This window comes from Ruegeria sp. BG9 (genome assembly GCF_056538305.1).
The window spans coordinates 13,262-38,053 of the sequence record NZ_JBQFSY010000003.1 but is presented as its reverse complement, the minus strand read 5'-3'; the positions used below and the strand labels follow the sequence as shown (position 1 = coordinate 38,053).

Annotated in this window: 23 protein-coding genes and 1 pseudogene; 8 read left to right on the top strand and 16 right to left on the bottom strand. The window is 54.5% G+C overall.

All coding sequences use genetic code 11. The features are described 5' to 3' along the window. Nucleotides 1–78: 78 nt before the first annotated feature. On the bottom strand, nt 79–210 hold the full coding sequence (locus ACR0I8_RS06025) for a hypothetical protein (protein ID WP_480554630.1): 132 nt from the start codon (nt 208–210) through the stop codon (nt 79–81). A gap of 322 nt (nt 211–532) precedes the next feature. Here ACR0I8_RS06025 and ACR0I8_RS06020 point away from each other — a divergent pair, with 322 nt between their 5' ends. The 3 genes from ACR0I8_RS06020 to ACR0I8_RS06010 are packed head-to-tail and all read left to right on the top strand — an operon-like array spanning nt 533 to nt 3,581. Continuing rightward, on the top strand, nt 533–2,110 hold the full coding sequence (locus tag ACR0I8_RS06020) for a sensor histidine kinase (protein ID WP_170689712.1): 1,578 nt from the start codon (nt 533–535) through the stop codon (nt 2,108–2,110). A gap of 2 nt (nt 2,111–2,112) precedes the next feature. After that, a complete protein-coding gene (locus ACR0I8_RS06015) occupies nt 2,113–2,484 on the top strand; it encodes a response regulator (protein ID WP_170689710.1) in 372 nt (123 codons plus the stop codon). 8 nt (nt 2,485–2,492) lie between these two features. Further along, nucleotides 2,493–3,581, top strand: a complete 1,089-nt coding sequence (locus ACR0I8_RS06010) for an adenylate/guanylate cyclase domain-containing protein (protein ID WP_480702879.1) — start codon at nt 2,493–2,495, stop codon at nt 3,579–3,581. 577 nt (nt 3,582–4,158) lie between these two features. Here the strand turns inward: ACR0I8_RS06010 and ACR0I8_RS06005 are convergent. After that, the gene (locus ACR0I8_RS06005; protein WP_480527998.1) at nt 4,159–5,052 is read right to left on the bottom strand and encodes an NAD(P)-dependent oxidoreductase; all 894 of its coding nucleotides are present in this window, start codon (nt 5,050–5,052) and stop codon (nt 4,159–4,161) included. A 153-nt stretch (nt 5,053–5,205) separates the two neighbouring features. Between ACR0I8_RS06005 and ACR0I8_RS06000 the strand changes: the two genes are divergently transcribed. Beyond that, a complete protein-coding gene (locus tag ACR0I8_RS06000; RefSeq protein WP_480702980.1) occupies nt 5,206–5,403 on the top strand; it encodes a MerR family transcriptional regulator in 198 nt (65 codons plus the stop codon). 617 nt (nt 5,404–6,020) lie between these two features. Here the strand turns inward: ACR0I8_RS06000 and ACR0I8_RS05995 are convergent. The 4 genes from ACR0I8_RS05995 to ACR0I8_RS05980 form a co-directional block, all read right to left on the bottom strand. Beyond that, the gene (locus tag ACR0I8_RS05995) at nt 6,021–6,800 is read right to left on the bottom strand and encodes an IclR family transcriptional regulator (protein ID WP_170380870.1); all 780 of its coding nucleotides are present in this window, start codon (nt 6,798–6,800) and stop codon (nt 6,021–6,023) included. Between the two features lie 11 nt (nt 6,801–6,811). Continuing rightward, nucleotides 6,812–8,170, bottom strand: a complete 1,359-nt coding sequence (locus ACR0I8_RS05990) for a TRAP transporter large permease (protein WP_170380872.1) — start codon at nt 8,168–8,170, stop codon at nt 6,812–6,814. After that, nucleotides 8,170–8,835, bottom strand: coding sequence for a TRAP transporter small permease subunit (locus tag ACR0I8_RS05985; protein WP_170689707.1), 666 nt, complete (start codon nt 8,833–8,835; stop codon nt 8,170–8,172). The genes ACR0I8_RS05990 and ACR0I8_RS05985 overlap by 1 nt, the downstream gene beginning before the upstream one ends. Nucleotides 8,836–8,904: 69 nt before the next feature. Continuing rightward, the gene (locus tag ACR0I8_RS05980) at nt 8,905–10,143 is read right to left on the bottom strand and encodes a TRAP transporter substrate-binding protein (RefSeq protein ID WP_170380876.1); all 1,239 of its coding nucleotides are present in this window, start codon (nt 10,141–10,143) and stop codon (nt 8,905–8,907) included. 108 nt (nt 10,144–10,251) lie between these two features. Here ACR0I8_RS05980 and ACR0I8_RS05975 point away from each other — a divergent pair, with 108 nt between their 5' ends. The 3 genes from ACR0I8_RS05975 to ACR0I8_RS05965 all read left to right on the top strand — a co-directional run bounded on the left by ACR0I8_RS05975 (nt 10,252) and on the right by ACR0I8_RS05965 (nt 13,980). Continuing rightward, nucleotides 10,252–11,847 (top strand): GMC family oxidoreductase N-terminal domain-containing protein, encoded by a 1,596-nt coding sequence (locus tag ACR0I8_RS05975; RefSeq protein ID WP_170689705.1) that lies wholly within the window; start codon nt 10,252–10,254, stop codon nt 11,845–11,847. A 496-nt stretch (nt 11,848–12,343) separates the two neighbouring features. After that, entirely contained in the window at nt 12,344–13,285 is a 942-nt protein-coding gene (locus ACR0I8_RS05970; protein WP_170689704.1) for a hypothetical protein, read from the top strand. 332 nt (nt 13,286–13,617) lie between these two features. Further along, the gene (locus ACR0I8_RS05965) at nt 13,618–13,980 is read left to right on the top strand and encodes a nuclear transport factor 2 family protein (protein WP_170689702.1); all 363 of its coding nucleotides are present in this window, start codon (nt 13,618–13,620) and stop codon (nt 13,978–13,980) included. 176 nt (nt 13,981–14,156) lie between these two features. On the opposite strand, the pseudogene ACR0I8_RS05960 reads toward ACR0I8_RS05965, so the two are convergent. From ACR0I8_RS05960 to ACR0I8_RS05915, 10 genes and pseudogenes are all read right to left on the bottom strand, one after another. Then, nucleotides 14,157–14,813: pseudogene (locus tag ACR0I8_RS05960) on the bottom strand (IS6 family transposase); the annotation flags it as partial. 119 nt (nt 14,814–14,932) lie between these two features. Continuing rightward, nucleotides 14,933–15,673: a metallophosphoesterase family protein gene (locus ACR0I8_RS05955; RefSeq protein ID WP_170380886.1), complete on the bottom strand. Its 741-nt coding sequence runs from the start codon at nt 15,671–15,673 to the stop codon at nt 14,933–14,935. 13 nt (nt 15,674–15,686) lie between these two features. Continuing rightward, entirely contained in the window at nt 15,687–16,742 is a 1,056-nt protein-coding gene (locus ACR0I8_RS05950; protein WP_170689701.1) for an aldolase/citrate lyase family protein, read from the bottom strand. A 14-nt stretch (nt 16,743–16,756) separates the two neighbouring features. Beyond that, nucleotides 16,757–17,557: a 2-oxo-hept-4-ene-1,7-dioate hydratase gene (gene hpaH / locus ACR0I8_RS05945; protein ID WP_170689699.1), complete on the bottom strand. Its 801-nt coding sequence runs from the start codon at nt 17,555–17,557 to the stop codon at nt 16,757–16,759. Next, the gene (locus tag ACR0I8_RS05940; protein ID WP_170689697.1) at nt 17,554–18,408 is read right to left on the bottom strand and encodes a fumarylacetoacetate hydrolase family protein; all 855 of its coding nucleotides are present in this window, start codon (nt 18,406–18,408) and stop codon (nt 17,554–17,556) included. Before ACR0I8_RS05940 ends, hpaH begins: the two co-directional genes overlap by 4 nt. Continuing rightward, nucleotides 18,405–19,802: a pyridoxal-dependent decarboxylase gene (locus tag ACR0I8_RS05935; RefSeq protein ID WP_170689695.1), complete on the bottom strand. Its 1,398-nt coding sequence runs from the start codon at nt 19,800–19,802 to the stop codon at nt 18,405–18,407. The genes ACR0I8_RS05940 and ACR0I8_RS05935 overlap by 4 nt, the downstream gene beginning before the upstream one ends. A 3-nt stretch (nt 19,803–19,805) precedes the next feature. Beyond that, the gene (locus tag ACR0I8_RS05930) at nt 19,806–21,287 is read right to left on the bottom strand and encodes an NAD-dependent succinate-semialdehyde dehydrogenase (protein WP_480702876.1); all 1,482 of its coding nucleotides are present in this window, start codon (nt 21,285–21,287) and stop codon (nt 19,806–19,808) included. A gap of 24 nt (nt 21,288–21,311) precedes the next feature. Next, on the bottom strand, nt 21,312–22,154 hold the full coding sequence (hpaD, locus tag ACR0I8_RS05925) for a 3,4-dihydroxyphenylacetate 2,3-dioxygenase (protein WP_170380896.1): 843 nt from the start codon (nt 22,152–22,154) through the stop codon (nt 21,312–21,314). 155 nt (nt 22,155–22,309) lie between these two features. Then, entirely contained in the window at nt 22,310–23,818 is a 1,509-nt protein-coding gene (gene hpaE / locus ACR0I8_RS05920) for a 5-carboxymethyl-2-hydroxymuconate semialdehyde dehydrogenase (RefSeq protein ID WP_170689693.1), read from the bottom strand. A 3-nt stretch (nt 23,819–23,821) separates the two neighbouring features. Then, nucleotides 23,822–24,220: a 5-carboxymethyl-2-hydroxymuconate Delta-isomerase gene (locus tag ACR0I8_RS05915; protein ID WP_170689692.1), complete on the bottom strand. Its 399-nt coding sequence runs from the start codon at nt 24,218–24,220 to the stop codon at nt 23,822–23,824. A 105-nt stretch (nt 24,221–24,325) separates the two neighbouring features. Between ACR0I8_RS05915 and hpaR the strand changes: the two genes are divergently transcribed. Then, nucleotides 24,326–24,766, top strand: a complete 441-nt coding sequence (gene hpaR / locus ACR0I8_RS05910; protein ID WP_170689690.1) for a homoprotocatechuate degradation operon regulator HpaR — start codon at nt 24,326–24,328, stop codon at nt 24,764–24,766. Nucleotides 24,767–24,792 lie beyond the last annotated feature (26 nt).

The window sequence follows — 24,792 nt, the reverse complement described above, 5'->3', positions numbered from 1 at the left end:
AGGCTCACGCCAGCCCCCGGCAACGCAACCTGAATTCCGCTTGGGCTGAAATAGGCCGCTACAGATCCGACCCACAAATCACTCTCGCAAGTCATGACACGCGCCCAGCGCGATCGCAATGAACATCGCATTGTAATTCAGGAAAGACGAGAAATTGTAGGCGCTGCAAAAGTTTACATCGCGCATCAGCCCAAACAAGATCAAAGCCATCAGTGCGATCCAAACCATCACCGAGGACGAATTGCGACGAAGGTACTTTCGGGTGCAGTTTGAGTGCCATCGCCCTCACTCCCAAAGTGCCTACCTGATATCGAAACACCGCAGCTTTGTACGGTGAATTTGCCGACAGCGGGATTTCACAATGGTAGAAGCAAGTGTCGGCAACGAGCCGGAAGGTCCATTCACAAAAAGCTATTACCCATAGGCATAACTATTCAAATTCCCTGTGCTTCTTCAATGGTTTTGTGATCTGGCATTTCTGATGCATAATTAGTCAATTGCGTATCCGATCAATACTGTCGGGAGCGATTGCATGACTGCCGAAACTTCAGATTTCGTGAAAGCCGCAGATAACGCAAATGCAACCTCTACCAATTCGCACAGCGGGTTTCACATAAAGATTAGAACCAAGTTGCTGGTCGCGCTACTTGGAATTGTTGGGCTAATGCTAATACTGGCGTTCACCGGGCTATCCGAGTTGCGCAAAGCGAACCTTCGAACTGCTGAGTTGCTTCAAGATCAGGTACGGCTATCAAATCTAAAGGTGTTTGAAAGCAGTCTGCAAGAAATCTGGTTGAATGGAACAGCAATTTTTGCAGAAACTGGAGGCAACACCATGCTTGGCGACAGTGCAGGGTTCTTTGAAGCTAAGCTGCATGTTATTCAGTCGCTTGGTCATCTCATTGAGACAAGAGATCAACCGGATCTTAGCCTTTTTTCCAACGATGAAATCGCGGATGTGTCGCGAAAGACTCGAGAAATAAAACGAATAGGACTTGATATCGTTGAGCGATATGAAGCTGGGCAGATTGTAGTTGCCAAATCAATATTCGAGTTGCAGCTGGTCCCAATAATTAAGTCTTTGGACAATCTGATTGAGAAACGATACCTGCTTTTGCGCGATGGTATGCGCTCGAAAGCTTTGATTAACCAAAACGCGTTTGATCAATCGTGGCGAATGGTGCTTGCTTCAGCTGGGATTGCAGTCGTTATTGCGATTTTGCTTGGCTTCCTGCTCAGCAAATCTTTGATCCGCACGATTGAGCAAATCCGGGTCACGCTAAGAAAAGTTGCTCAAGGCGACTTTACCGCCCGAGCTAATATCAAGAGCACCGACGAGCTTGGAGATCTCGCCCGCAGCGCCAATCGTATGACAGAGCGTTTGGGTACGTTGTACGATGAGCTTGAGACTGCAAACCTACACAAGTCGCAATTTCTTGCCAATATGAGCCATGAATTGCGAACTCCGATGAATTCGATCCTCGGATACACCGAAATGATCCGGGATGGAATTTATGGTCCGGTGCCCAAAAAAATCGACGATCCGCTGCATCGGGTTCAAGTGAACGGCAAAATGCTACTGTCATTGATCAACGATGTTTTGGATATTTCGAAGATTGAAGCCGGAGCACTCGAACTGACACTGGACACATATTCGATGTCTGAGATCCTCAACGACGTTGTTTCCACGGTTGAGCCTATAGCAGCGAGCAAGGGACTGGAAATCCGCACCAAAGTAGAAGGCGGACTCCCCACTGGGCGTGGCGACGCGGGTCGTATTAGACAGGTCTTACTTAACATCGTCGGAAATGCGGTAAAGTTCACTGACAAGGGTTACGTCGAAATAAACTTGGCGCGTCGTGATCAACGGTTTGTAGTAACCGTAACTGATACGGGAGTTGGAATTTCCTCAGAGCAAATTGACGAGGTTTTCCTGGAATTCAAACAGGCTGACGCCTCGTCTACGCGTGCCGCCGGGGGTACTGGTCTCGGTCTATCTATCTCTCAAAAGATCGCAGAAATGCACGGTGGGCGAATTGAAGTCGCCAGCAGCCTTGGCAACGGTTCGACATTCACTGTTGTACTCCCCGTTCAGGCTATGAGGAGCTGAGCATGTCGAAAAGAATACTTGTCATAGAAGACCAGGCTGACAACAGACGCATACTCCGAGACCTTCTAGGCAGTCACGGCTTCGAAGTGCTGGAGGCCGAAAACGGAGCGCAAGGCGTAGATCGAGCGATTGCTGAAAAGCCCGATCTAATCTTGATGGATATCCAGATGCCAGAATTAGACGGTTACGATGCTACCCGCCAGATAAAACAGCACCCAAAGGGCGCGAACATTCCAATCATCGCGGTAACATCCTTTGCTTTGTCTGGCGACGAAACAAAAGCACGAGAAGCCGGATGCGATGATTACGTTACCAAGCCCTACAGTCCGCGTGCTCTGTTGGCCAAAGTCATTACCTTTGTTGGACAGGTCTGAATGAAAAAATGAAAGACCCACCACTCATTTTGATTGTCGATGACCAGCAGGACAATCGCAACCTGCTGACCATGCGACTTAGCGCGCATGGTTATAGTACTGCCGAGGCCATAGATGGCGAAGACGCTATAGAAAAAGCTACTGATTTGTCGCCCGACTTGATCTTGCTAGACGTAATGATGCCTAAACTGGACGGTTTCGAAGTCTGTCGAAGATTGAGAATGGATCCAATACTCCCCTTTATTCCGGTGGTTCTGATAACAGCTCGTTCGAACACTGAAGATATGGTGCAAGGGCTTGAGGCTGGTGCAAATGACTATCTCACCAAACCAGTTGACACAATTGCGCTCATTGCTCGTGTACGTTCCATGCTCCGAACAAAAGCTTTGCATGACGAAGTGCAGAGCTGGAACAAGGAACTCGAAAAACGAGTAAATCAACAGATTGGTCAGATTGAGCGGTTCAATCGTTTGCGCCGTTTTTTACCTAGGCAAGTGGCAGAAGAAATTATTTCGGTTGGTGATGACAGCGCTATTCTTAAGAACCGAAGAGCGGACATCGTCGTTTTGTTTGCAGATCTGAGGGGTTTCTCGGCATTTACGGAAGCCTCTGATCCTCAGGTAGTATTGGAAGCCCTCAACGTATTTCACAATTGCGCTGGACCACTGATTGAACGACACCAAGGCACACTTGAACATTTCTTGGGCGACGGCATCGTTGTTCTGTTCAATGCCCCGCTGCGGGCACGCGATCCTACAGGCCAGGCTGTCACCTTTGCGAGCGAGCTGCATGATGCGGTCGCAAACGCGCTTGGACCCTTTCAAAAGGAGGGATCGAGCTTGGGTCTCGGGATCGGTATCGCCAAGGGTGAAACCACTATTGGCTGTATCGGATTTGAAGGCCGGATTGACTATGCGGCCATTGGAGAAGTGCCAAATCTTGCAGCTCGCCTATGTGAACACGCGCGAGCTGCCGAAACACTAGTCGATGCGTCGGTTGTCGAAGCGTTAGGAACATCCAAGAAAACACGATTTTTACGGGATCAAGAATTTAAAGGACTGACCGGAAAGGTTCCTGTGTTTCAGCTTCTGAGTTAAGGTGCTGTCGATCAATTCGAACCAGTCTTAGCGAGGCTGGCAATGCTGCCCTCTATTCCAAACGTCGAGAAACACCCGACGGTGCTTGAGGACAGCTATTCTGTGTCCAAGTGGAGAATTGGGCTACGGCAAAAAGTTTCCAACGAAGAAGCGGGTTCGACATCCGTGGCTTGCGGATCAACAACGAGATTGAGCCGCATGAACGCTAACTGAACTTGCCAGCCTTTATACATGATGCCTCTCTACGCCGCAGGATTATTTTTGCATGTATTGACGCGCGCTATCTTGGCCAAATGGTTGACAGCTGCCAGACGGTCGATGGGTTGGGTTATCAGGTTTTCAACGTATCAAACGACAACCACTCTGTGAGTTTAACAACATCAGAGTTGGTCGCGCAGATTTATTAAATAATTGAATTTAATAAGAAAATTAAGCTGGATCAAACCTTCCATTCAAAACGCCAAGGCAAAGAAACTTCTCGGTTTTAATCCTCAGCATGATTGCGGGGACTACCTGAAATCCAAGTTCCTGCATCTTAAAGATTTCACTCTTAATTGCGCGTACAACGCGACCAGAATTACGCCTTGGATACGCCGTTTCTCGCAGCTACGAAATCGACAAGGTGAGGAACATAGTCGTTCGGCCCATCACCTCCAGCGGCGAGCGCCATAGCAAAACTGTTCTTTGCGGCGTTTCCGATTGGATTGGACAGCCCCACTTCATCTGCCATGGCTTCGAGGTAACGCAAATCTTTTAGAGCATTGGACAGAGTGAATTTGTGGGACTCTCGATTGCCTTCAACCGCGTAGCCCATAAAGGTTTGATAAAACCCGCAATCCATCCTGCTGCCACGAATGACCGAGTCGAATTCCTTGGTGGAAATTCCGACTTTTTCGGACAATGCCAACGCTTCTGAATAGAGCGCCGCGTATCCCAGTGAAAGAAAGTTATTCAGAAGCTTCATTTTGTGCCCTGCAGCACATGGGCCTATGTGAACGATGGTCTTTGCCCAAGCTGCAATAACAGGCTCCAACCGCTCAAAAACAACTGGGTCAGCGCCGACCATGGTCGCCAGCTCTCCGTTCTGTGCCTGCACAGGTGTCCCGCCCAACGGCGCGTCCGCCATATGGTGACCGGCCTGCGCTAACTTATTTGCGAGTGCCGTAGTGGAATTCGGGTCTGACGTGGAACAATCCACAATGACGCTACCGGCCTGCATGGTTGGCATCATGGCCGCGACAATTGCCTCGACCTGAGGTGAACCGGGTGCACAAATATGGATAACTGAGGAAACTGCCGCAAGCTCCGCGAGGCTTTCCGCCTCCGTCGCACCCTGAGCGACCAAGTCATCGACAGGGCCACGATTTCGATGAGCAACCACACTAACTGTGAAGCCTGCTTTTAGCAGATTTGCGGCCATACCCTGACCCATCAAGCCAACACCAACAAATCCTATCGTTTCTTCGCTCATCGAGGCCTCCATTCAACTCTTACTGAGCATCACTTTGGACCAGTACGGAATGCAAACGCAATGACGGCTTCTTTGACGTTGTCGAAGTGACATTGTCTCGCATAGCTTCTTTAGTAGCTACAGGATCAAGACGGGAAAACTCGCACTTTTGCGATTGGGGAAGCATCCCGGCAAGGCGGTGTCGACTTTGAAACGATCCACTACAATGAACGCGAAGGGATCGTGCTCAAACCAGAACGGGCACCGAATATTCGGCGAATTTATTGCCCATACGATGTTGGAAGGCTTCGCTTTCTCAAGAATTGCCGCAATTTGGGCTTTCCACAAGCCGAAGCAAAAAACGCTTCTTAAACTTTCCGAAGGCGACGGCGAGAATTACCGATCCGTCGAAGAGCTGGCTGAACTCCATGTCCTTAGTGTGTGCTCTAGAATAGGCAAACTTGGGCGCTTGGAAGCTGCATTTGTCGAGCTTTCAGCCAACTACGGCACCAGGATTGTTTCTTGCCCAATGCTTTCTAAATTGCGCACTAGAAAACGGAACTTTGGGCTAGATGGGTCGTTCGTTACCGGAAACAGATGTCCACCGTGCCGACTTTGCGACCTTCCCACTTTGTGCTTTAACGACCGATTTCGAGTTTCTAGACCAACTATTCCTGTCGGCCGTGCCAAATAAATGGAGGCCTGACCCGAGCTCTGAAAGCTTGTTATCTTCATTCGTTAGCGGGCATTCAGCAACGCCGAGACATCCGCTTTCGATGTAACCAATGCTTCCCGAGATCGCACGATCTTTCAGGAGAGCGTCAAACACGCTCGTAGTTTATGCCAGCGATAGCCCTGCCCTTTGTGCGATCCGAATGACCGTGACGCGGCGGATGATAATGCTCGGGTAGCTGATTTCCTGAGTCGGCTAGAAAAGAATATATTTTGTCTGATTTGACCAAATCTTTGACCGTAGCCGCGAGTAGAAATCAGTTAGCTAGCATTTCCGAAAGCTCGCCTGCTCCTTTTTGCAGGATGTTCAGAAAGGACAGCAGGCTGTTGACGTCGTGGCGTTGGGTTGGGGCATGTACCGAAAGTGTGCCTACTAATCTGCCTTGACCATCACGAATAGGCACAGCGATGGCCGTCATTCCAGCCATGAATTCCTCATCATCTGTCGAGTAACCGTTCTCAGCGATTCCGCGGATTTCTTCGCGTAGTGCTTTGGGGTTCGTTAGGGATTGTTCGGTCCGCGGTTGTAAATTGCCTGCAGAGAGAAACCCATCCAACGTCTTCTGACGCAGGGTAGACAGGTACATTTTGCCGCTAGCAGTGCAATGGAAGGGCACCTGAGTACCGATTGGCAATTGAATGCGTAGCGGCCATTTCGTTTCAACCCGGTCGAGGTAGATCATCCCTTCCCGGTCTGGGATGGCTATGTTACAAGTCTCACCCACGTTTTCGGCGACGCTGCGCAAGATTGCCAAACGCGCCGTGCGCAGGTGTTCGGAAGACATTGTATTGACCGAAAGCGACCTCAGCCGGTGCCCAGGACCAAATGAGCGGCCATCCAGATCTCGTTGTAGGAAACCTTCGGCCTCAGCGGTTTGCAGCAGACGGTGGATTGTGGGCTTGGCCAGTCCCAATGTCTCGATTAGGTCCGATGGTTTGACGGCGACCCCGCGCCGCGCCACCTCCTCAAGGATGAGAAGAAGGCGCAGGTTGGTCGGGATCTGAGTTTCTTTGTCTTGTGTTTCCGTCTCGGCCATCCCGCAACATTCTAGTTATTTGGCAGCAGGATCAAGGCCAGATCGGGCACAAGCGACACCAATATCCATACGGACAGCAAAGCCACCAGATAAGGCACCGTGTATCGCAAGAGACGGAAGTAGGGTACACCCGTCACGCCTGATGCCACATAGAGGTTCAAACCGTAGGGCGGAGTGATAAAGCCGATAGACGCGCCCACCAGGAAGATCACCGAGAAATGGATCGGATCTATCCCAACCGAGGCCGCGATCGGCGCGAGGATTGGCGCAAGGATGATCGTCACCGGCAAGCTTTCCAGCACCATACCGGAAAAGAAGACGATCACCATCGAGGTAAATAGAACCGCGTGGTAGCCGCCCATTGAGGTTACAAAGTTCCCAATGGTTTCTTGCGCCCCCAGCAGCGACAGGATTTGCTGCATCACCACTGAAATTGCGATAAGCGGGGCAAGGATACCTGTGATCTGGGCTGACCGGATCACAATTGAGGGGATCTCGGGGATCGTAAAGCCTTCGACCACGAACATCTCGGCGTAGCTTTTTTCGGTCGGCGGAATATCGTTCCGTGCGCCCATGATCCGGTTGATCGGATAGCTGACCAACCCGGCGATCACACAGAAACCAACGGTCACACCCGCCGCTTCGGTGGGTGAGAACTTACCTGTGTAGATGCCCCACAGAACCAGCCCGATGGCGAAGAAACCCAGCCATGCGCCGAACGCGGTTTTCAGCACCCGGTTCAGTTGCAGCGGGATCAAGTGGCCCCAGCCGTTCATTCGGCAGATGATCCAGCAGGCAAACTGCATACCAAAGACCATCAACGCACCGGGCAGGATGCCCGCGACGAACAGCTCCGAGATCGGCAGGTTCATCAGGAACCCATAGACGATGAAAATAATCGACGGCGGAATGATGATCCCCACCGTGCCCCCCGCCGCCGCAGTGGCTGCGCTGAACCGCTCATCATAGCCGCCCTTGACCATCTCTGGGTGCAACATGGACCCGATGGTGGCGGTCGTGGCCGAGTTCGAGCCCGAGATCGCGGCGAACAACCCGCATGCCCCCAGAGAGGCCATCGCCAGCCCGCCGCGTATCCAACCCAGACAGGCATAGGCGAAATCGCTGAGCCGCCGCGCGATGCCGGATTTGTTGATCAAGTCTCCTGTCAGAATGAACAGCGGCATCGCCAGCAAGGCGAAACCTTTGTTGAAGACGTTCAGCAACTCGGCGCCCATATTGTCGAGCGTCAAGCCAAGGACAAACGAACAACCAATAACCCAGTAGCCGATGACCAGCAGAACCGGTACGCCCAGCATGAATAGAAAAGTGACCCCAAGCGAGATCAGTGTGACCATGGTTCCATCTGTCATTAGTCTGCTCCGATCACGGCCTGCTTGATTAGCGGCTCGCCTGTTTTCCAATTGTGCAGATCGTCCGCAAGGTTTTGAAACACGCGCCCGACCATCAAGAAGAAAGACAGAGGAGCAGCCAGAAGGAACCACCACTGCATGACGTTATCGGTCCCCAATACGATCTGAAAATTTGACGCAGACAGAGCGACCAGTCGGGTTGTGGTGACAATGACAATCACCGCAAAGATAAACCACAGAACCGCATCAAGGATCAGGCAAGTAAGTTGCCCTGCCCTCGGCATCGCGGTGCGGAATTCACTGAAACTCAGATGCGTGCGAAGGCGTACGTTGTAAGACGCCCCGAACCACGCCATAACCATAAAAAGCAGGGGTGGAATGGTCGTTGACCAAGGCTCTTGATCGTTAAAAACGAAGCGGTCGATCACGCCCCAGAAGATGATCAGTGCAATGGCAAGATAGGAATAAACCATCACCGATCGTTCAAGATGGCGTTCTATAAAGGGCACCTTTCGATAGATTAGCATGACCAGAAATCCGCCAAGTGCGGAGGCAACTGCACCCAGAACCCAAGCAGCGTCAGATTCCAGAGCGGATTGAATCTCGAACGAATCCTGGCTGAGAAAGGCGCTGAAGATCGCGCCTATGTCTGCCCATAACGACATTTACCCCGTCCTCCCAGTCGGTGTGTTTTTTGGAACCGGCCCGTTTTGGGGCCGGTTCACATCAGCTTATCAGGCTTGGCCCATCCACCAACGGCGCGGCTCGACGTTTTCCGGCAGGGTATCGGCCGGAATTTCACGCGCGATGTCGTAGATTTCCTGATACGTATCGATGCCGCCAGCCCATTTATTCAGGCGTTCACGCCACTGCGCCCAAGGCTCAGGGTTATAGTTCGGAGCGCACATCTCTTCGGCCAGTTTGATCTGATCGTCCGGCAGGAAGGCCGGGCGGACACCGTTTTCGGCAAAGATCGTGTTGGGAAGCTGCGGCTCCGAGAAGCCAACAGTGTTCAACAATGCAGCCTCATTCGCACCTTGGATCAACGCCTGAGTGAAGTAGGAAGATTCCATCACTGCGTCCTGCAGCTCGCCGCCGAGGCTGTCGAAGACCTTGGCCGACATCGAGGTGTGCTCGGTGCCGCAGAAGAACTTCAGGTTTACCGACTGCGAAACCACCGGCGCCATATTTGCGTAAGCCACGGCGGAGGCCCAAGTTTCAGCCCCGTCAATCAGACCTGTTTTCAGAGCGTCCAGTGTCTCTTCCCAGGCCACCGGAACCGGGTTCAGGTTCAACAACTGCATTGCAATGCGGCCCAACTGCGTGCCGGTCACGCGGTTCTTGGTGCCGAACAGCTCTTCCAGTTTGGTTACTGTGGGCTTGTCCGCAAAGGTCGAGCCCATTTGCAGGCCGCGCAGTTCGCAATGGGTAAACAGGAACTTCAGCCCATGCCGTTTCTCCAGGGGGTCGCGGAGAATGCGCTGGCTCGCGGGGCTGTAGAAGAAATGGTACTGCGCCGCACGGCTTGGGAACATATAGGCGTAGTCCAGCACGTTCAGATAAGGCGCGCCACCAGCCGAGTTCTGGGTTGAAGCAGCGTAGATATCGACGATTCCCTGCTGCGTTTTTTCAACACAGCTAAGTTGTCCGCAGATCTGATTGTCGCCGATGAACTCGATCCGAATCTCACCATCTGTGCGTTCTTCCAGATCACGCGCGAACTCGATAGCCCCGGCGCGTTCGATCAGAAGGTTGCGAGTGTTGAAGCCTGAAGCGCCAAACTTCAGCGTGTGCTTGGGCTCTTTTGAGAACCGCTTTTCATACGTGGATTCAGCCGCTTGCGCCAGGTTGGCCAAGCTCATCGCTCCACCAAACCCGCCGGCTGCCAGCAGAGTCGAACTCATACCGTAACGGCCAGCCACACGGAAGAAATCCCGCCGCGAAATACCACTTAGTTTCTTACCGATCTCCATTGCTTACCTCCCTGATCGCAATTATTGAGACGTTTTGTATCAAAAAAGGCTAGTATATTTCTTACATCTTGCATAGAGTTTTTTCGACGGCGTGAGGAGGAGGCAGTCATGGAAGTGGATTATGCGGTTGTGGGCGCCGGGTCTTCGGGCTGCGTCATTGCCAACCGGCTGAGCGCTAATCCTAACACGACCGTTGCGCTACTTGAGGCAGGTGGCCGCGATACAAACCCATGGATTCACATCCCCGTTGGCTACTTCAAAACCATGCACAACCCATCGGTCGATTGGTGTTATCGCACCGAACCTGATCCTGGTCTGAATGGTCGATCCATCGACTGGCCACGCGGCAAGGTACTGGGCGGGTCATCCTCATTGAACGGTTTGCTCTACGTGCGTGGGCAGAAAGAGGACTATGATCGCTGGCGGCAAATGGGCAATGAGGGCTGGGGCTGGGACGATGTCCTACCCCTTTTCAAGCGCTGCGAAGACCAGGAGCGAGGTGAAGACGAGTTCCATGGCGTTGGTGGGCCCTTGTCCGTATCCAACATGCGTATTCAACGCCCGATCTGTGACGCGTGGGTGGCCGCAGCGCAGGCGGCGGGCTATCCGTTCAACCCCGATTACAACGGCGCGGAACAAGAGGGGGTGGGGTATTTCCAACTAACCACCCGCAATGGCCGCCGGTGCAGCGCTGCCGTTGCCTACCTGAAACCCATCCGGGATCGACAAAACCTAAACATCATTACAAATGCACTCGTTACGCGCGTGGTTCTGGAGGGAAAAAAAGCAACCGGACTGGTGTACCGGGATCGCTCTGGCGCAGAAAAATCCCTGACCGTCCGGCGTGAAATCATTCTGTCCGGCGGAGCGATAAACTCGCCGCAGATCCTGATGCTTTCAGGGGTCGGAGACCCAGACCACCTTAAGGAAAACGGTATCGAACCCCTGCACGCCCTGCCCGGTGTTGGCAAAGGATTGCAGGACCACTTGCAGGCCCGGCTCGTGTTCAAATGCAATGAGCCGACACTGAATGATGAAGTCAGGAGCTTGTTCAATCAGGCGCGCATCGCCCTGAAATACGCACTATTTCGTGCAGGCCCTATGACAATGGCCGCCAGCCTTGCCACCGGGTTCATGAAAACCCGCGAGGATGTAGAAACCCCCGATATCCAGTTTCACGTTCAGCCCTGGTCCGCCGACAGCCCTGGCGAGGGTGTTCATCCGTTCTCAGCCTTTACCATGTCGGTCTGCCAACTGCGCCCTGAAAGCCGGGGCGAGCTACGCTTGAACGGCCCGGATCCATCTAAATATGTCAAAATAATACCGAACTATCTGTCCACCGAAACGGATTGTCGAACCATTGTTGACGGAGTGAACATCGCGCGCAGTATAGCCAAGCATAATCCTTTGGCCTCAAAGATTTCAGAGGAATTTCGGCCAACGGCTCAGCTGAGTTGCGACGACTACGAAGGCACGTTGGACTGGGTAAGATCAAACACCGCATCCATTTATCATCCAACCGGAACTTGCGCGATGGGAAGCACAGAAGCATCGGTCGTAGATGCAAAACTAAAAGTGCACGGTATAGCCGACCTGCGTGTGGCCGACTGCTCGATCATGCCGGAAATCGTCAGTGGCAACACCAATGCGCCAGCCATCATGATCGGAGAAAAGGCTAGTGACTTGATACAGGCGGATGAGTGAACCAAAAATGGAGGGAAAGGTGTTTGATCCCTGGGTTTGGCTGTTTGCTCTTGTCTCTGAAAAATAGAAAACCGACGTTGGGTCTCCAGTCAATTACCCTTGCCGCATAGGCTTTTAGTGGGATTGAACTGGTCAACATGATCCAAAAAGGTAAGTTCACGCCCGAAGACTTGCTGTTTCAACAGTTTGCCAATTTGGCTGGATAGTTAATCCACTCGGCAACTTCGTTCGGTGGCACGAACCTGCCCTGCGCCGGGCTTGTATTGAAAATCAATAGCGCGGACGAAGCTGCCATTTTCAGGCCGTTCAGTTGTGTAGATACGGTCGACGCTATTGACGATGGTTCTGCCCAACTGAAGCTTAGACGAGTAAATTCTCGCTACCCATTGAGCTTGCTTCGCTACGCTTGTGGTTTCTTACCAGACTCTTCTTCTTTGGACATGAAGCTTACGGTAAGAATTGAATCCTCGACCCACAACTTGCAGAGGTAACTTGTGTGATCAAGGGCATTTCGAAGCGGACCATCATCGCCGGCTTGCTAGGTGTGACGGTGGCAATCAGCGCCGGAGTTGTTTGGTTCACTATGTATGGACCGGGGTCGTGGACTGACAACATATCCAATCGCGACCTCATTGATACGACGCCAGATGCTGGCCTGCCTAGAGAAGCGAACGGACAATCCGCCAAACTCCTCTCGGCCTTCCACGGGCTTGACGCACTTCCACGCGTCTCAAATGTGATTTGCAGGGGGTCTGAGGGCAACACCGGAATGCCAGTGATCTTTTCTACTGAGATAGACATCGCGACTATGCAGGCCGGGGATTTTAAAGTCACAACTCGGTCAGGCGCGTCAGGGAAGATGCACTGCGCGTCCGTTCTCCCAGCTACAGACCCAGGTGAGTTGCGCACGGTTCTTTTGATAGGGCAATTGGGACCCGCCGAAAGCGACCCACCGGTTAGGGTTGACGTTGTCGGGCATTTGCAGTCGATCGACGGCACGCTTGATTTTCAGGGAGTGAGTGCGTCGGTGATAACACTAGAAGATGGACCATCGATTGTTTTGGCCGAAGTTGTTGAGGACTGGACACTTGTCGGCACTTTGGGCCCGCGTCGCGTAAGGGGTAGCCTCTGCCCGACGGAAGGCGTCGTTCAGGCGATCCGTGTAACGTGGGAAGGGGGTGTGACGCTGAAGGATGGCAGCGAACCAGGTGAGGCAGAACGCGATCTTTATACTATCACCGTCGAGGCACCCGATGGGACCCGTCGTGAAGTGAAGCCGCTCGCGCTCGCCAACCTAGGTGACGGGGACAACAATCATATGCTTTGCATGGACACGACAGATAGGCCTATCTCAGTGTCCTTTCCAGAAGGCGTCTTGACGGACCCGAACGATGATTTGAACCCAGCGACAAAGATTGACGTAACTCCGTATCGGTAAGCATCCTGGCATGACCACTCCGCAGTCTTAGGGTATATGGATACATCGTCTCGCGCTGGTGCGTTATAAGGTACAACAGGTTTGATCGTTGGAAGCGGAATAGAAGTTCAGCTTTGGCTCAAAGTGGACCTTCGCTGTATCTGCGATGAATGTCTGCTTTGCGGATTCAGCTACCATCCATCAAATGCCTTACCTAAAGCGTCAAGACGGCCCAAGCAGCGACAATTGGCTTTCCCAAACTTAAGTATTTTTCACGCACATACGAAGGTGAACATCGAGACAGGCTATTGTGATAGTCTGACAACACCACCGGGTAAACTTAGGAGGAGAAAATGTCGGATGTTGAAAGTGTAAAGGCGCTCGACGCTTCCATCTTTGAAGGAATAAATGCTAAAGACGCGGGTATGGCGACAGCGGCTTACGCCGAGGATGGAGCCCTAATGCCACCTGGTGCTCCCACAATGTCTGGCCATGCTGCCATTCGAGAGTATTGGCAGGCGGCAATTGACGGGGGCTTGGAGAACGTTTTGGCCAATCCGACAGCAGCTCATGTCAGTGGCGATTTTGCAGTTACGATGGGGACGCTCACAGGTTCAATGGGCGGGCAAGAACTTGCTGGGAAGTACGTTCTTTACTTTCGAAAAGGCAACGACGGCTGGAAGGTTCAGCGCGACATCTGGAACTTCGACGCATGACGCTCAGAGATTGCAGTTTGCCCCGTCTCTGACTGACAACGCAATCGCCAACTCGCTGGAATCGAATCACAATTCCAGACCAGTGAAGACAACTGATGTGAAGCGGGCGTGAGTGGCGATGCTGTTAGACAAATTCGAACCAATCTCAGCCAGGCCGGAAGAACTGCCCTCTTTGCAGCGCCAATTTCGCGCCTCTCTGCGACAGCGGCGGTACGCGTCAGCCTGAAGGTATCTCTGCTGGCGGGCGATCTTTCCCGGCTGAAGTGGTTGTAAACGGAGGAGTGAATGGAGGCGAATTTCTGCGGACTTCACACGCGCCTGATACGCTGAATGGCGCGTTCGCGCTGGCGAAACCGCAGGTGCAAATTCTCAACGCGGTTATTAAACCACCTACCCGTCTGCTGTTTTTCTGAAGCACCAAGATCTAGGAGAGCGGCACGGTACGATGCGAAGCGATCCGTGACAACGTTTTCCGCTTTTTCGTGTGGCTTTATCAATTTCTTGAGGAATTTCAGTGCTGCAGCTTTGTTCCGGCGTTTGGTGACAACGGCTTCCAGCACTTCACCTTCGTGATCGACGGCACGCCAGAGATAGAGGCGTTTGCAATTCACCTTCACGAAAACCTCGTCCACGTGCCACCTCCATTTTGAAAAAGCTCGGAGTTGCTGAACCCGTTTTCTTCGGATCTCTCACGCAAACATCGGACCGAACCTGTTCCGCCTTTCTCGGACAGTTTAGTGGCTCACATCAATGCCTCGCTCATGAAGTAGATCTTCGACATTGCGAAGCGAGAGTGGAAACCTGATGTACAGCATCACCGCCAAGCGGATGATCTCGGGGCTGGTTTAGAAGTACTTGAAGGAGGCAGGTTTAGTCATTCCTAAATGCTATGCAACCGCCCTGCTCCGCTCAAGCAAAGTTCTTGTGACAAGACCTTCTGGTTTACCGAAACCTATAGGGAGCCAATGTAAGTCAGGGGCTTGCGCCCCTCGTCGTGCAACAGCCAACACTTCGATCCTTCGAAAACCGCAACCGTCAGAGGTTTGCCATATCCCGCCCCGGTATCGATGTTCACACGGTTTCCATGGTGTTCAGGGTTGGCGACGTGGGTGTGGCCGTGAACAACCAGCCACGGGTGAGGGTCCGGACAGTCCAGAAACTCGTCTCGGATCCAGATCAGGTCGTCGGGGTCCTGACGATGCAAGGGGATGCCGGGCTGTATGCCTGCATGGACGAACAGCACGTTGTTGCGCAGGTAGTAGGGCAACAGACCTGCCAGAAAATCGATATGGGCCTGCGGCACGGCGGCTTTGGCCTGAGCATGGACCTGATATATTCGATCCCCTTCGCTGACCTTAACGCCATAGGAGTTTAGCGTCTCAACGCCGCCTATCCGAGGATGCAGCCAATGATACCCGACCAGTAGACGCGCGTCGTTTCGCGGGTAGTCCTCAAGGAACATTGCGCACATCTGATCGTGGTTGCCGCGCAGGAATGTCCAGTTTCTGCCTTCGGACTGTCCTTTCACCAAAAGGTCCAGAACCTCCCGGCTGTGGGCGCCGCGATCCGTATAGTCACCGATAAAGACGACTTGCGCATCATGCCCGCCGTCCTTTTCGATGCGGGCCAGCGCGTCTTCTAGCATGTGCAACTGACCGTGGATGTCACCAATGGCATAGATAGGTTCTGGCATTTTTTTGGCGCTCTTACTCAGACCATTGGATACGGAGCTCTTCCCGAAAGGCAAAACGCACCAGGTGGGCTTCGATCACGCCTTTCCACTGCTCCAAGTCCCCGCGCGGCCCGGTCGCAGCGTTAATCGTCAGCCTGTCGTCATTCGCTTCAAGGGTCACGCTGTCGCCATCCGCAAAGGCCACGCTTCCCTTCTTTTCGTCAAAAAACACCTCGGCCTTGTGCGACCAGTGTTTACACAGTTGCTGCAGATATTTGCTGGCCGCAGCGGTTTCCGCAACGCCTGAGGCGGTCTGATCCGGCAGCAGGCCCAGCCCGATTTCGGCGGCGTTACGCATTGCAGTTGCAAATAGAGTCACGTCAATATTGGTGGCCATGAATGTGGCCCCTAGATCCAGGCATTTGCGTTGCATTGCCGGATCAAGGGTCAGGATACCCGCCGCCTTACCCGCCGCCACGATGCGGGCCAGCGCGTCCAAAACGGCCGCAACCACATCGGGGTGACCGGCATTTCCGATATGCCCCATATCGGCGGCCAGATCGGATGGGCCGATGAACACCCCATCCACATCGGTTGTCAGAATATCGTCCAGCGCCACCAGACCCTTTTTGTTTTCCACCTGCACCAGCAGGCAAATCTGTTCGTCCGCCGTTTTCAGGTAGTCCGGGATGGCTGAAAACCGCGAGGCCCGCGCCAGTGCCGATCCCACGCCCCGCACGCCATACGGTGGGTATTGCACTGCCCGAACCAGCTCACGCGCGTGATCCCCGCTTTCGACCATCGGCACCAGAAGGTTCTGCACGCCTGCGTCCAGATACTGCTTGATCATCCAGGTTTCGCCTATCGGCAGGCGCGCGACCGGAGTGCTACCTGATCCTTCGATCACCTGCACCTGTTCGAGGATCGAGCGCAGATCATTCGGCGCGTGTTCACTGTCAACCAGCAGCCAGTCGAATTGCGCGGTCGCCGCGATCTCGGCCGTGTAGGCGTTGGCCATCCCGATCCAGCAGCCGATCTGCGGCTGCCCCGCCTTGAGAGCGGCTTTGAACGTATTCTTTGGCGCAGGCATATGCGGCTTTCCTTTCAGGCGAAATTGATATCGACCGAGCCAAATGGCCCGAAATCGGCATGGATTTCAGTCCCAGTCGGGCACTCGACCGGGCGGATAAAGCTGCCGGACAGGATGATTTGACCGGGTTCGATGTATTGTCCGTATTGCGCCATGCGGCGGGCCAGCCAGACAACGCTTTCGACCGGATCGTTCAGAACGCCCGCGCCTAGGCCGGTTTCTTCGATTTCACCATTGCGGAAGGTCAGCGCACCGACCCAGCGGAGATCAAAAGCATCCACGGCGTGCCGTTCCGCGCCCAGCACGATACCTGCATTGGCGGCATTGTCGCTGATCGTGTCGAATACTGTGCGAGCTTTGCCGGACTCGGGATCCACGCGTTGAATACGCGTGTCGAGAATTTCAATGGAAGGCGCTACATAATCCGTGGCAGCGATGATGTCCTCGCGGGTGACGTTCTCGCCTCCAACGGCAGACTTCATCACAAAGGCGATCTCGGCTTCGATGCGCGGCTGGATGAAACGACCCTCCTGAACCGTTCCACCGTGTTCAAAGGCCATGTCGTCAAACAGGATGCCACTGTCAGGGATGTCGATGTTCAGCGCATATTGCATCGCCTTCGAGGTCAAACCGATCTTCCAGCCAATCACCTTGCGCCCCTCGGCCAGTTTCTGGCGATAGATGGCGTTCTGCACCTCATAGGCGTCGTCCATGCCCATCTCGGGGTGGCGCAGGGTTAGCAGGCCAATCTGCTCTCCAGTCCGTTCAGCCCTCAGCAGATCAGCAGCTGCGTGGGCATGATCTTCGGGCGTCATTGCTGTTCGTCCTCAACTGTGTTGCGCAGCATGCCGATGCCCTCGACAGACACCTCAACAACATCACCCGGAGCCAGGTATTTCGGAGGATCAAACCGCGCCCCTGCACCGGTTGGCGTGCCGGTGACGATGATGTCGCCCGGCTGCAGGGTCATGAAGGTCGAGATGTATTCGATCTCGCGCCGGATCGGGAACATCATGCGGTTCAGGGTATCATCTTGGCGCAGCTCGCCGTTCACATGGGTCTGAATACGGGCATCATCCAGTTGCGCGGCGTTGGTGAACGGCACCAGCCACGGGCCGATGGCACCCGTGTTATCCCAGTTCTTGCCTTGAGTGACATTGAACTTGGCGTGGCGCACCCAATCGCGGATCGTACCTTCGTTGCACAGCGTCAGGGCTGCGATGTGGTCGTAGGCGTCCTCCTGCGAAATCCGACGCCCAGTCTTGCCGATGATAATCGCCACTTCGCCTTCGTAGTCCAGCGTGTGGTTTTCCGGCGGACGGATCAGAGGGCGGTTGTGGCCGGTGAAGCCGCTTGCGAAACGTGGGAACAGCGACATGTATTTTGGCTGTGCGCTGCCGTCTTTGTATTCGGCGTTGCGGTCCGGGAAGTTAACGCCGACGCACAGGATGCGGCGGACATCGGGCATCACCATCTCGTAGGTGAAATCCGTGTGGGTCACGTCCCTACTATTGGCGGCTGCTGCCAGTTGATCAAACGCTCCAGCAGCGATTACCTCATAAAGGCTCGCATGATCTGGGAAAGCATCATTCAACGCAATTGCGCCGACATCCGCGATCGCACCAAAGTAAGTCTGCCCATCGGCAGAGAAGGTTGCGAATTTCATTTAAGTGTCTCCCAAACCTCACGAATAACGTCTGCTGCCATCAGTACATCGTCGCGTGTTGTATCGAATTGTCCGACCTGAAAACGAATGATCTTGCGACCATCAAACATGCCTTGGGTCAGATAAATTCGGCCGTCATCATTCAGCGCATCAACCAGACGCTGCTGCATCGCATCGTCACCCGGGCAGCGGAAGGAAAACAGGCTGAGTATCGGCCCGGTCGTGATCTCGAACCCCTCCATCGCGCCAATCTTCTCGGCCACTTGATTGGCCCAAACCACGTGATTTCGGATTCGTGTACGCAGACCGTCCAACCCGTAAGAGCGCAACAAGAACCAAATCTTCAGCGCACGGAACCGACGTCCCAACGGGATAGTCCATTCCGAATAATTCGTCACCTCTGCACCGGTTGTCTTGAGGTATTCGGGTTCGATCTTAAGCGTGTTGAGCTGCGGTGTGGCGTCACGCAGAAACTGGATGGCGCAATCGAACTGAGCGCCCAGCCATTTATGTGGGTTGAAAACAATGCTGTCATAGCGATCAGCCCCGTCCCAAAGGGCCTCGCGGAACTCCGGGCAAATCATGGCCGATCCGGCCCAAGCCGCGTCGAGATGGGTATAAAGGTCGTATTTCTGCCCGATGTCAGCCACAACTTCCAGATCATCACAGGCCCCAACGCCCGTGCCGCCGGTGATCGCAATGATCCCGGCTGGCACATAACCGGCTTCGATGTCATCGCGGATAGCGGCCTCAAGCGCGACGGCGTCAATCGCGTAGGTCGGTCCCTGTGTCGGCAGCTTGACCAAGTTATCCTGGCCGATTCCAGCAACCCAACAAGCACGGTCAATCGAGGAATGCACCTGGTCTGAGCAGTAGATCCGCAGCGCCCCTTTGGTGTTCAGCCCCTGGCGATTGCCTGTGTACCCAGTGGCGCGTTCGCGCATCGTCAGAACCGCAGACAAAGTCGCCGAAGACGCGCTGTCCTGAATGACGCCGGTCATACCATCCGGCAGACCTAGCGCTTGTCGCAGCCAGTCCACCATAACGCCTTCGACCTCAGTCGCCGCGGGTGCGGTTTGCCATAGCATGCATTGCGCGGCGATGGTGGTCACCAGCATCTCCGCCAACATTGAAGGCGGGGCAGCATTCGCCGGGAAATACGCAAAGAACCGAGGGTGCTGCCAATGGGTGATCCCGGGCATCACGATACGTTCGAAATCGGCCATGATGGCCTCCATCGGCTCACCAGATTCCGGAGGTGAGACCTCAAGCTGTGCGGCAATTTCCCCCGACGCGGTCTGCGCCCGAACAGGCCGGTCCGCCAACGTCTTGTGGTAGTCAGAAGCCCAATTGGAGATCTGCTGCCCCCAATGAGAAAATTCGTCCCAATTCATACATTAAGCCTCCTCAGAAGGGGAAATTCCGCCCATGCAGATGTACTTCAACTCCATGAAATCATCGAGGCCATATCGAGATCCCTCGCGTCCAAGACCCGACATTTTGACGCCGCCGAACGGAGCTTCTGCCGTTGAGATCAGACCGGTGTTCACACCGACCATCCCGTATTCCAACGCCTCGGATACGCGCCAGACACGCGCCATGTCACGGGAATAGAAATATGAAGCCAAGCCGAATTCGGTATCATTGGAAGCGGCGACAACCTCGCTTTCGGTTTCGAATTTGAACAAGGGAGCGACAGGGCCAAAGGTTTCTTCGGTCGCCACCGCCATATCCGAGGTCACATCGGTCAGGATGGTGGGTTCAAAGAAGGTGCCACCGAGTGTGTGGGGTTTACCCCCTAGAGCGATCTTAGCCCCCTTCGAAGTCGCGTCACCGATATGTTCGACGACCTTGTCCACGGCAGCCTGATCGATCAGCGGGCCAAAGATGATACCTTCATCAAAGCCATTGCCGGTTGGCAGGGTCGCTAATTTTTCAGCTAGCATTTCAGCAAAGTCGTCGTAGACCCTGGCTTGCACATAGATGCGGTTTGCACATACGCAGGTCTGTCCATTGTTGCGGAATTTCGCGATCACAGCGCCTTCGACGGCGGCATCCAGATCGGCATCGTCGAACACAATGAACGGCGCATTGCCACCCAACTCCAACCCTAGCTTCTTGATCGTTGGCGCGCATTGCGCATAAAGCATCGCTCCGATCTCAGTCGAACCGGTGAAGGTCAGCTTTTGCACGATCGGGCTTGAGGTCATCTCGCCACCTATCTCCCGCGCCGAACCGGTAATGACCGAGAACAAACCAGCGGGCAGTCCCGCTCGTTCGGCGAGAACGGCAAGTGCGATGGCCGAGAACGGCGTCTGGCTAGCAGGTTTCAACACCATCGAACAACCCGCCGCAAAGGCCGGTCCAGCCTTCCGGGTGATCATGGCGTTGGGAAAGTTCCACGGCGTTATCGCGGCCACAACGCCGATGGGTTGCTTGACAGTAATGATCCGCTTGTCCGGCGCATGGCCGGGTGTGACATCGCCGTAGGCCCGGCGGGCCTCTTCCGCGAACCACTCGATGAAGCTGGCGCCATAGGCGATCTCGCCCTTGGCCTCGGCCAAAGGCTTACCCTGTTCAGCGGTCAGAATGGCACCCAGATCATCCTGGTTTTCCATCATCAGATCATACCAGCGACGTAAGATTTGGCTGCGCTCTTTCGCGGTACGTTTGGCCCAGTCTTTCTGCGCGCGCTGCGCATCGGCAATCGCCTCGACCGTCTCGGCAGCACCCAGATTGGGCACACGCCCGATCACCTCACCCGTCGCCGGATTTATCACGTCAATCGCGCGCTCACCGTCTGAAGCATCAACCCATCTGGACCCCACCCGCGCCCTTTCGGCAAGCAGGCTTGGATCGTTAAGACGCAGTTCAGTCATTCGAATTTCCCTGTGTTTCCGGTTTTAGACCGAGAAGCTGACATTTGCCTGCCCGGTCCCGGAGCTACCGAAATACGGGGTGTAGATGTCGATCTTGCCCTTGTAGCTGCCCCAACCGAGGGCGCCGAACAGCAAGGCGGTATCGTTCATGGCGCACTCGCCCGCGCATTTCTTCGCGTAGTCGGGCAGAAGTTCGAGGAACTCTTCGAAGCGGCCTTGTTCCCAAAGATCCAGCACGCGCATATCCATCTGGCGATTGAATTCGCCGTTTACCGAATTCAGTCCATCGACCGATCGTTCATTGGGGGTGAAATCGTGGCTCAACGACCCAGAAGCCAGGATCGAGACGTTCCGGTCCGAGCGTCGGATGCCTTCGGCGATGGCTTCACCCCAGACCCGATTTTCAGCGATGGACGAGAATTGGTTGACTGCCACGGGCAAAACCCGCGCATTCACGCCTTCGTTGATGAAGTGCATCGGAAGCAGGGTGCCGTACTCCATACCCATATCGGGGTGCGAATGCCCAAGGGCCCGTTCGCCACGTTCGCGCAGAACATCAAGGATGGTTTCCCCAAGCTCGTGATCGCCGCGATAGTCGAACTCCATATCCGCCAGCATGTGCGGCAGTTCATGACTAATGAACCGGCCCTTGTGGTGCTCTTTCGTGTTCAGGTGGAACCCCTGATTGGTGATCCAGTGGGTGTCAAAAATGACAAACGTATCGACCTTGCGGTCGATCGCATCCTGACGAAGGCGCGCATAGCCATCGATGGCAGGTTGGCGGATGCCTTTGTATTTCGGCATCGTGTGGGACATCCAGATGCTTGGCACATGCGTTATCTTCGCGGCCTGTACAATCTTTCCCATGGCAGTTCCTCCTCGCATTTGTAATGCCTGGCAACCAAAGTTGAAGCTACCTGACATCCTTCGGTCCTGCAGTATGCGTAAAGTGCCGGACCAGTTTGTGCGCGTTTACTTCTATCCTAGCTTTGTCCCCGCCCAATGGGGACAGTGCCGCTAATTTACTTCCCCAATTGCATGATCTTGTGTTGACCGGTTGCAAAGCCAATGTGCTTTTGCTCCATATAAAACTCGAACGACCAGTCGCCACCGTCGCGCCCGATACCGGACGCTTTGACGCCACCAAAGGGCGTCGGCAGGTGGCGCACATTTTCCGAGTTCACCCAGATCATTCCAGCCTCAAGCTTGTCGGTAAAGCGCAGCGCCCGCGTCAGGTCGTTGGTCCAGACATACCCGGTCAGACCATAAGGCGTGTCATTGGCCATCTGCAGCGCTTCTTCCTCAGTTGAGAACGTGATTGAGGTCAGGACAGGGCCAAAAATTTCTTCACGCGCAATGCGCATCTGGTTGGTGGCATTAGTGAATAGGGTCGGACGAATGAAGTACCCCTCGTCACCCAGCTTCACACCTCCGGCTGCGACGGTCGCGCCGTCCTCTTTGGCGATGTCGAAATAACTGGTCACCTTGTTGTAGTGCTCTTCCGTCACCAGCGGACCGATTTCGGTTGCCGGATCCAGAGGGTGGCCAACCTTGATGTTGTTCACACGTTCGATCAGCTTGGCCTCGAACTCTTCCTTGATGCTGTCCTGCACCAGCAAGCGCGAGGACGAGGTACAGCGCTCGCCGTTGATTGAATAGATCATGAAGATCACGGCATCCAAAGCGCGGTCCAGATCGGCATCGTCGAACACGATGACCGGGTTCTTGCCGCCGAGCTCCAGATGCATCCGCTTCAGCGTGTCCGCGCCCTGTTTGGTGATGATGCTACCTGTGCGGCTTTCGCCAACAAAGGCGATGGCCTTGATCATAGGGTGCTCGGTCAACGCCTTACCCGCATCGGGGCCAAAGCCGTTCACAGTGTTCAGTACACCTTTGGGCAATCCGGCCTCTTCGGCGATTTCGACTAGCAAGCGGGCTGACAGGGGCGAATCCTCGGCGGGTTTGTGAACCACGGTACAGCCTGCAGCCAGAGCGGGCGCGATCTTCCAGGTCGACAGCATGAACGGCGTGTTCCACGGGGTGATCACGCCAACCGGACCAATCGGCACGCGGGTGGTGACATTCATCAGGGTCGGCGATTTCAGATGCTGACCGTCGCGCGCCTGCACAACCTGATCTGCAAAATAGCGAAAATTCTCGGCTCCGCGCAGAGCCGCCTTGGACATAAAACGCAGGGTCTGACCCGTGTCCCAGCATTCGCACAGCGCGATTTCCTCGGCACGTGTTTCGATGGCATCCGCCACGTTCAGCAGAATACGGCGGCGTTCGCTGGCAGGCATGTCGCGCCACTCTGCAAAGGCGGCATGGGCTGCTTTGGCCGCGGCGTCGATGTCATCTGCTGTACCGTGTGCTACATCGCAGATCACAGACTTGTCGACTGGCGAGGTAGACTGAAATACGCCAGCGGAACCAGCAACATCCTCGCCCGCGATACGGTTCTTGATGCCTGCCTCTTTGAACCGCGCCAGAAATCCCGCCAGTTTTTCGATGTTGGTGTCCAGTGCGCTCATGGGTCAGGTCTCCTGCGTAGTGGCGCCAAGGTGATCGCGGATCGTACCAGTCTTGGGCGAAAGCTTCGGGTCGATGTCGCGCATCTCAAGCGAGAGCGCGATCGAATGATGTTTGAAGGCTGGTGCCAAATACGCTTTGACCGCCTCAAAAATACGCTGCGTGGCATCCTGCTTTACGTCATCGGACCGACCGGCGCGCAGGCGGATCGAGATATCGATAAAGCCATGCGCCGGATCACCGTCTGCAATTGCAAAGTGATTGACCCGCACAGCGCGGACACGAATTCCCGACATCGGAAAGGTGTCAATCTCAGCAGCCGTTGCTCGGATGCACTCACACAAGCCATCCATGTCGACCTTGTCCTCTAGGTTCCCGGAATACTCGACGTGAAAATGTGGCATGTGCCCTCCCCTATTGGTTAACATGTTTACTTTTTTGCAATCTCGCTGTCAAGAACTTGCCTTGTTAATCTTTGCAATTTCGAAATTGGCGATTTAGAAGGCCGCATGACCACACAAAGCCATACAAAAAGCACCGCCCGATCCCTTCCGATTGCGCTGTTGCGCGCACGGGAAACCGTCATGGCACCGATCCGGGATATGCTTCATGACATTCAGCTCACCGAACAGAAGTGGCGCATCCTGAGGGTTTTGGACGAGCTGGGCGAGGTTGAGCAAAGCGCAATTGCCCACGAGGCCTGCCTGCTGCTGCCCAGCCTCACCCGCATTCTGCGCACAATGGAGACCGATGGCCAGATCACCCGTCGCCAAGACAAACAAGACAAGCGCCGCACCATGGTTCGGATCACCGATGCCGGCCGCGCGGTATTGGAAGACAACCTTGCCACATCGCTGGCGATCTCAAACAATATCGAAGCGCAGATGGGCCGCGAGAAGCTGAACCAACTGCTGGACCTGCTTGAAGAGTTGCAGGCGGTTAAAGTCTGACCCCGCCCGGGACGGGCGAGGTCAGG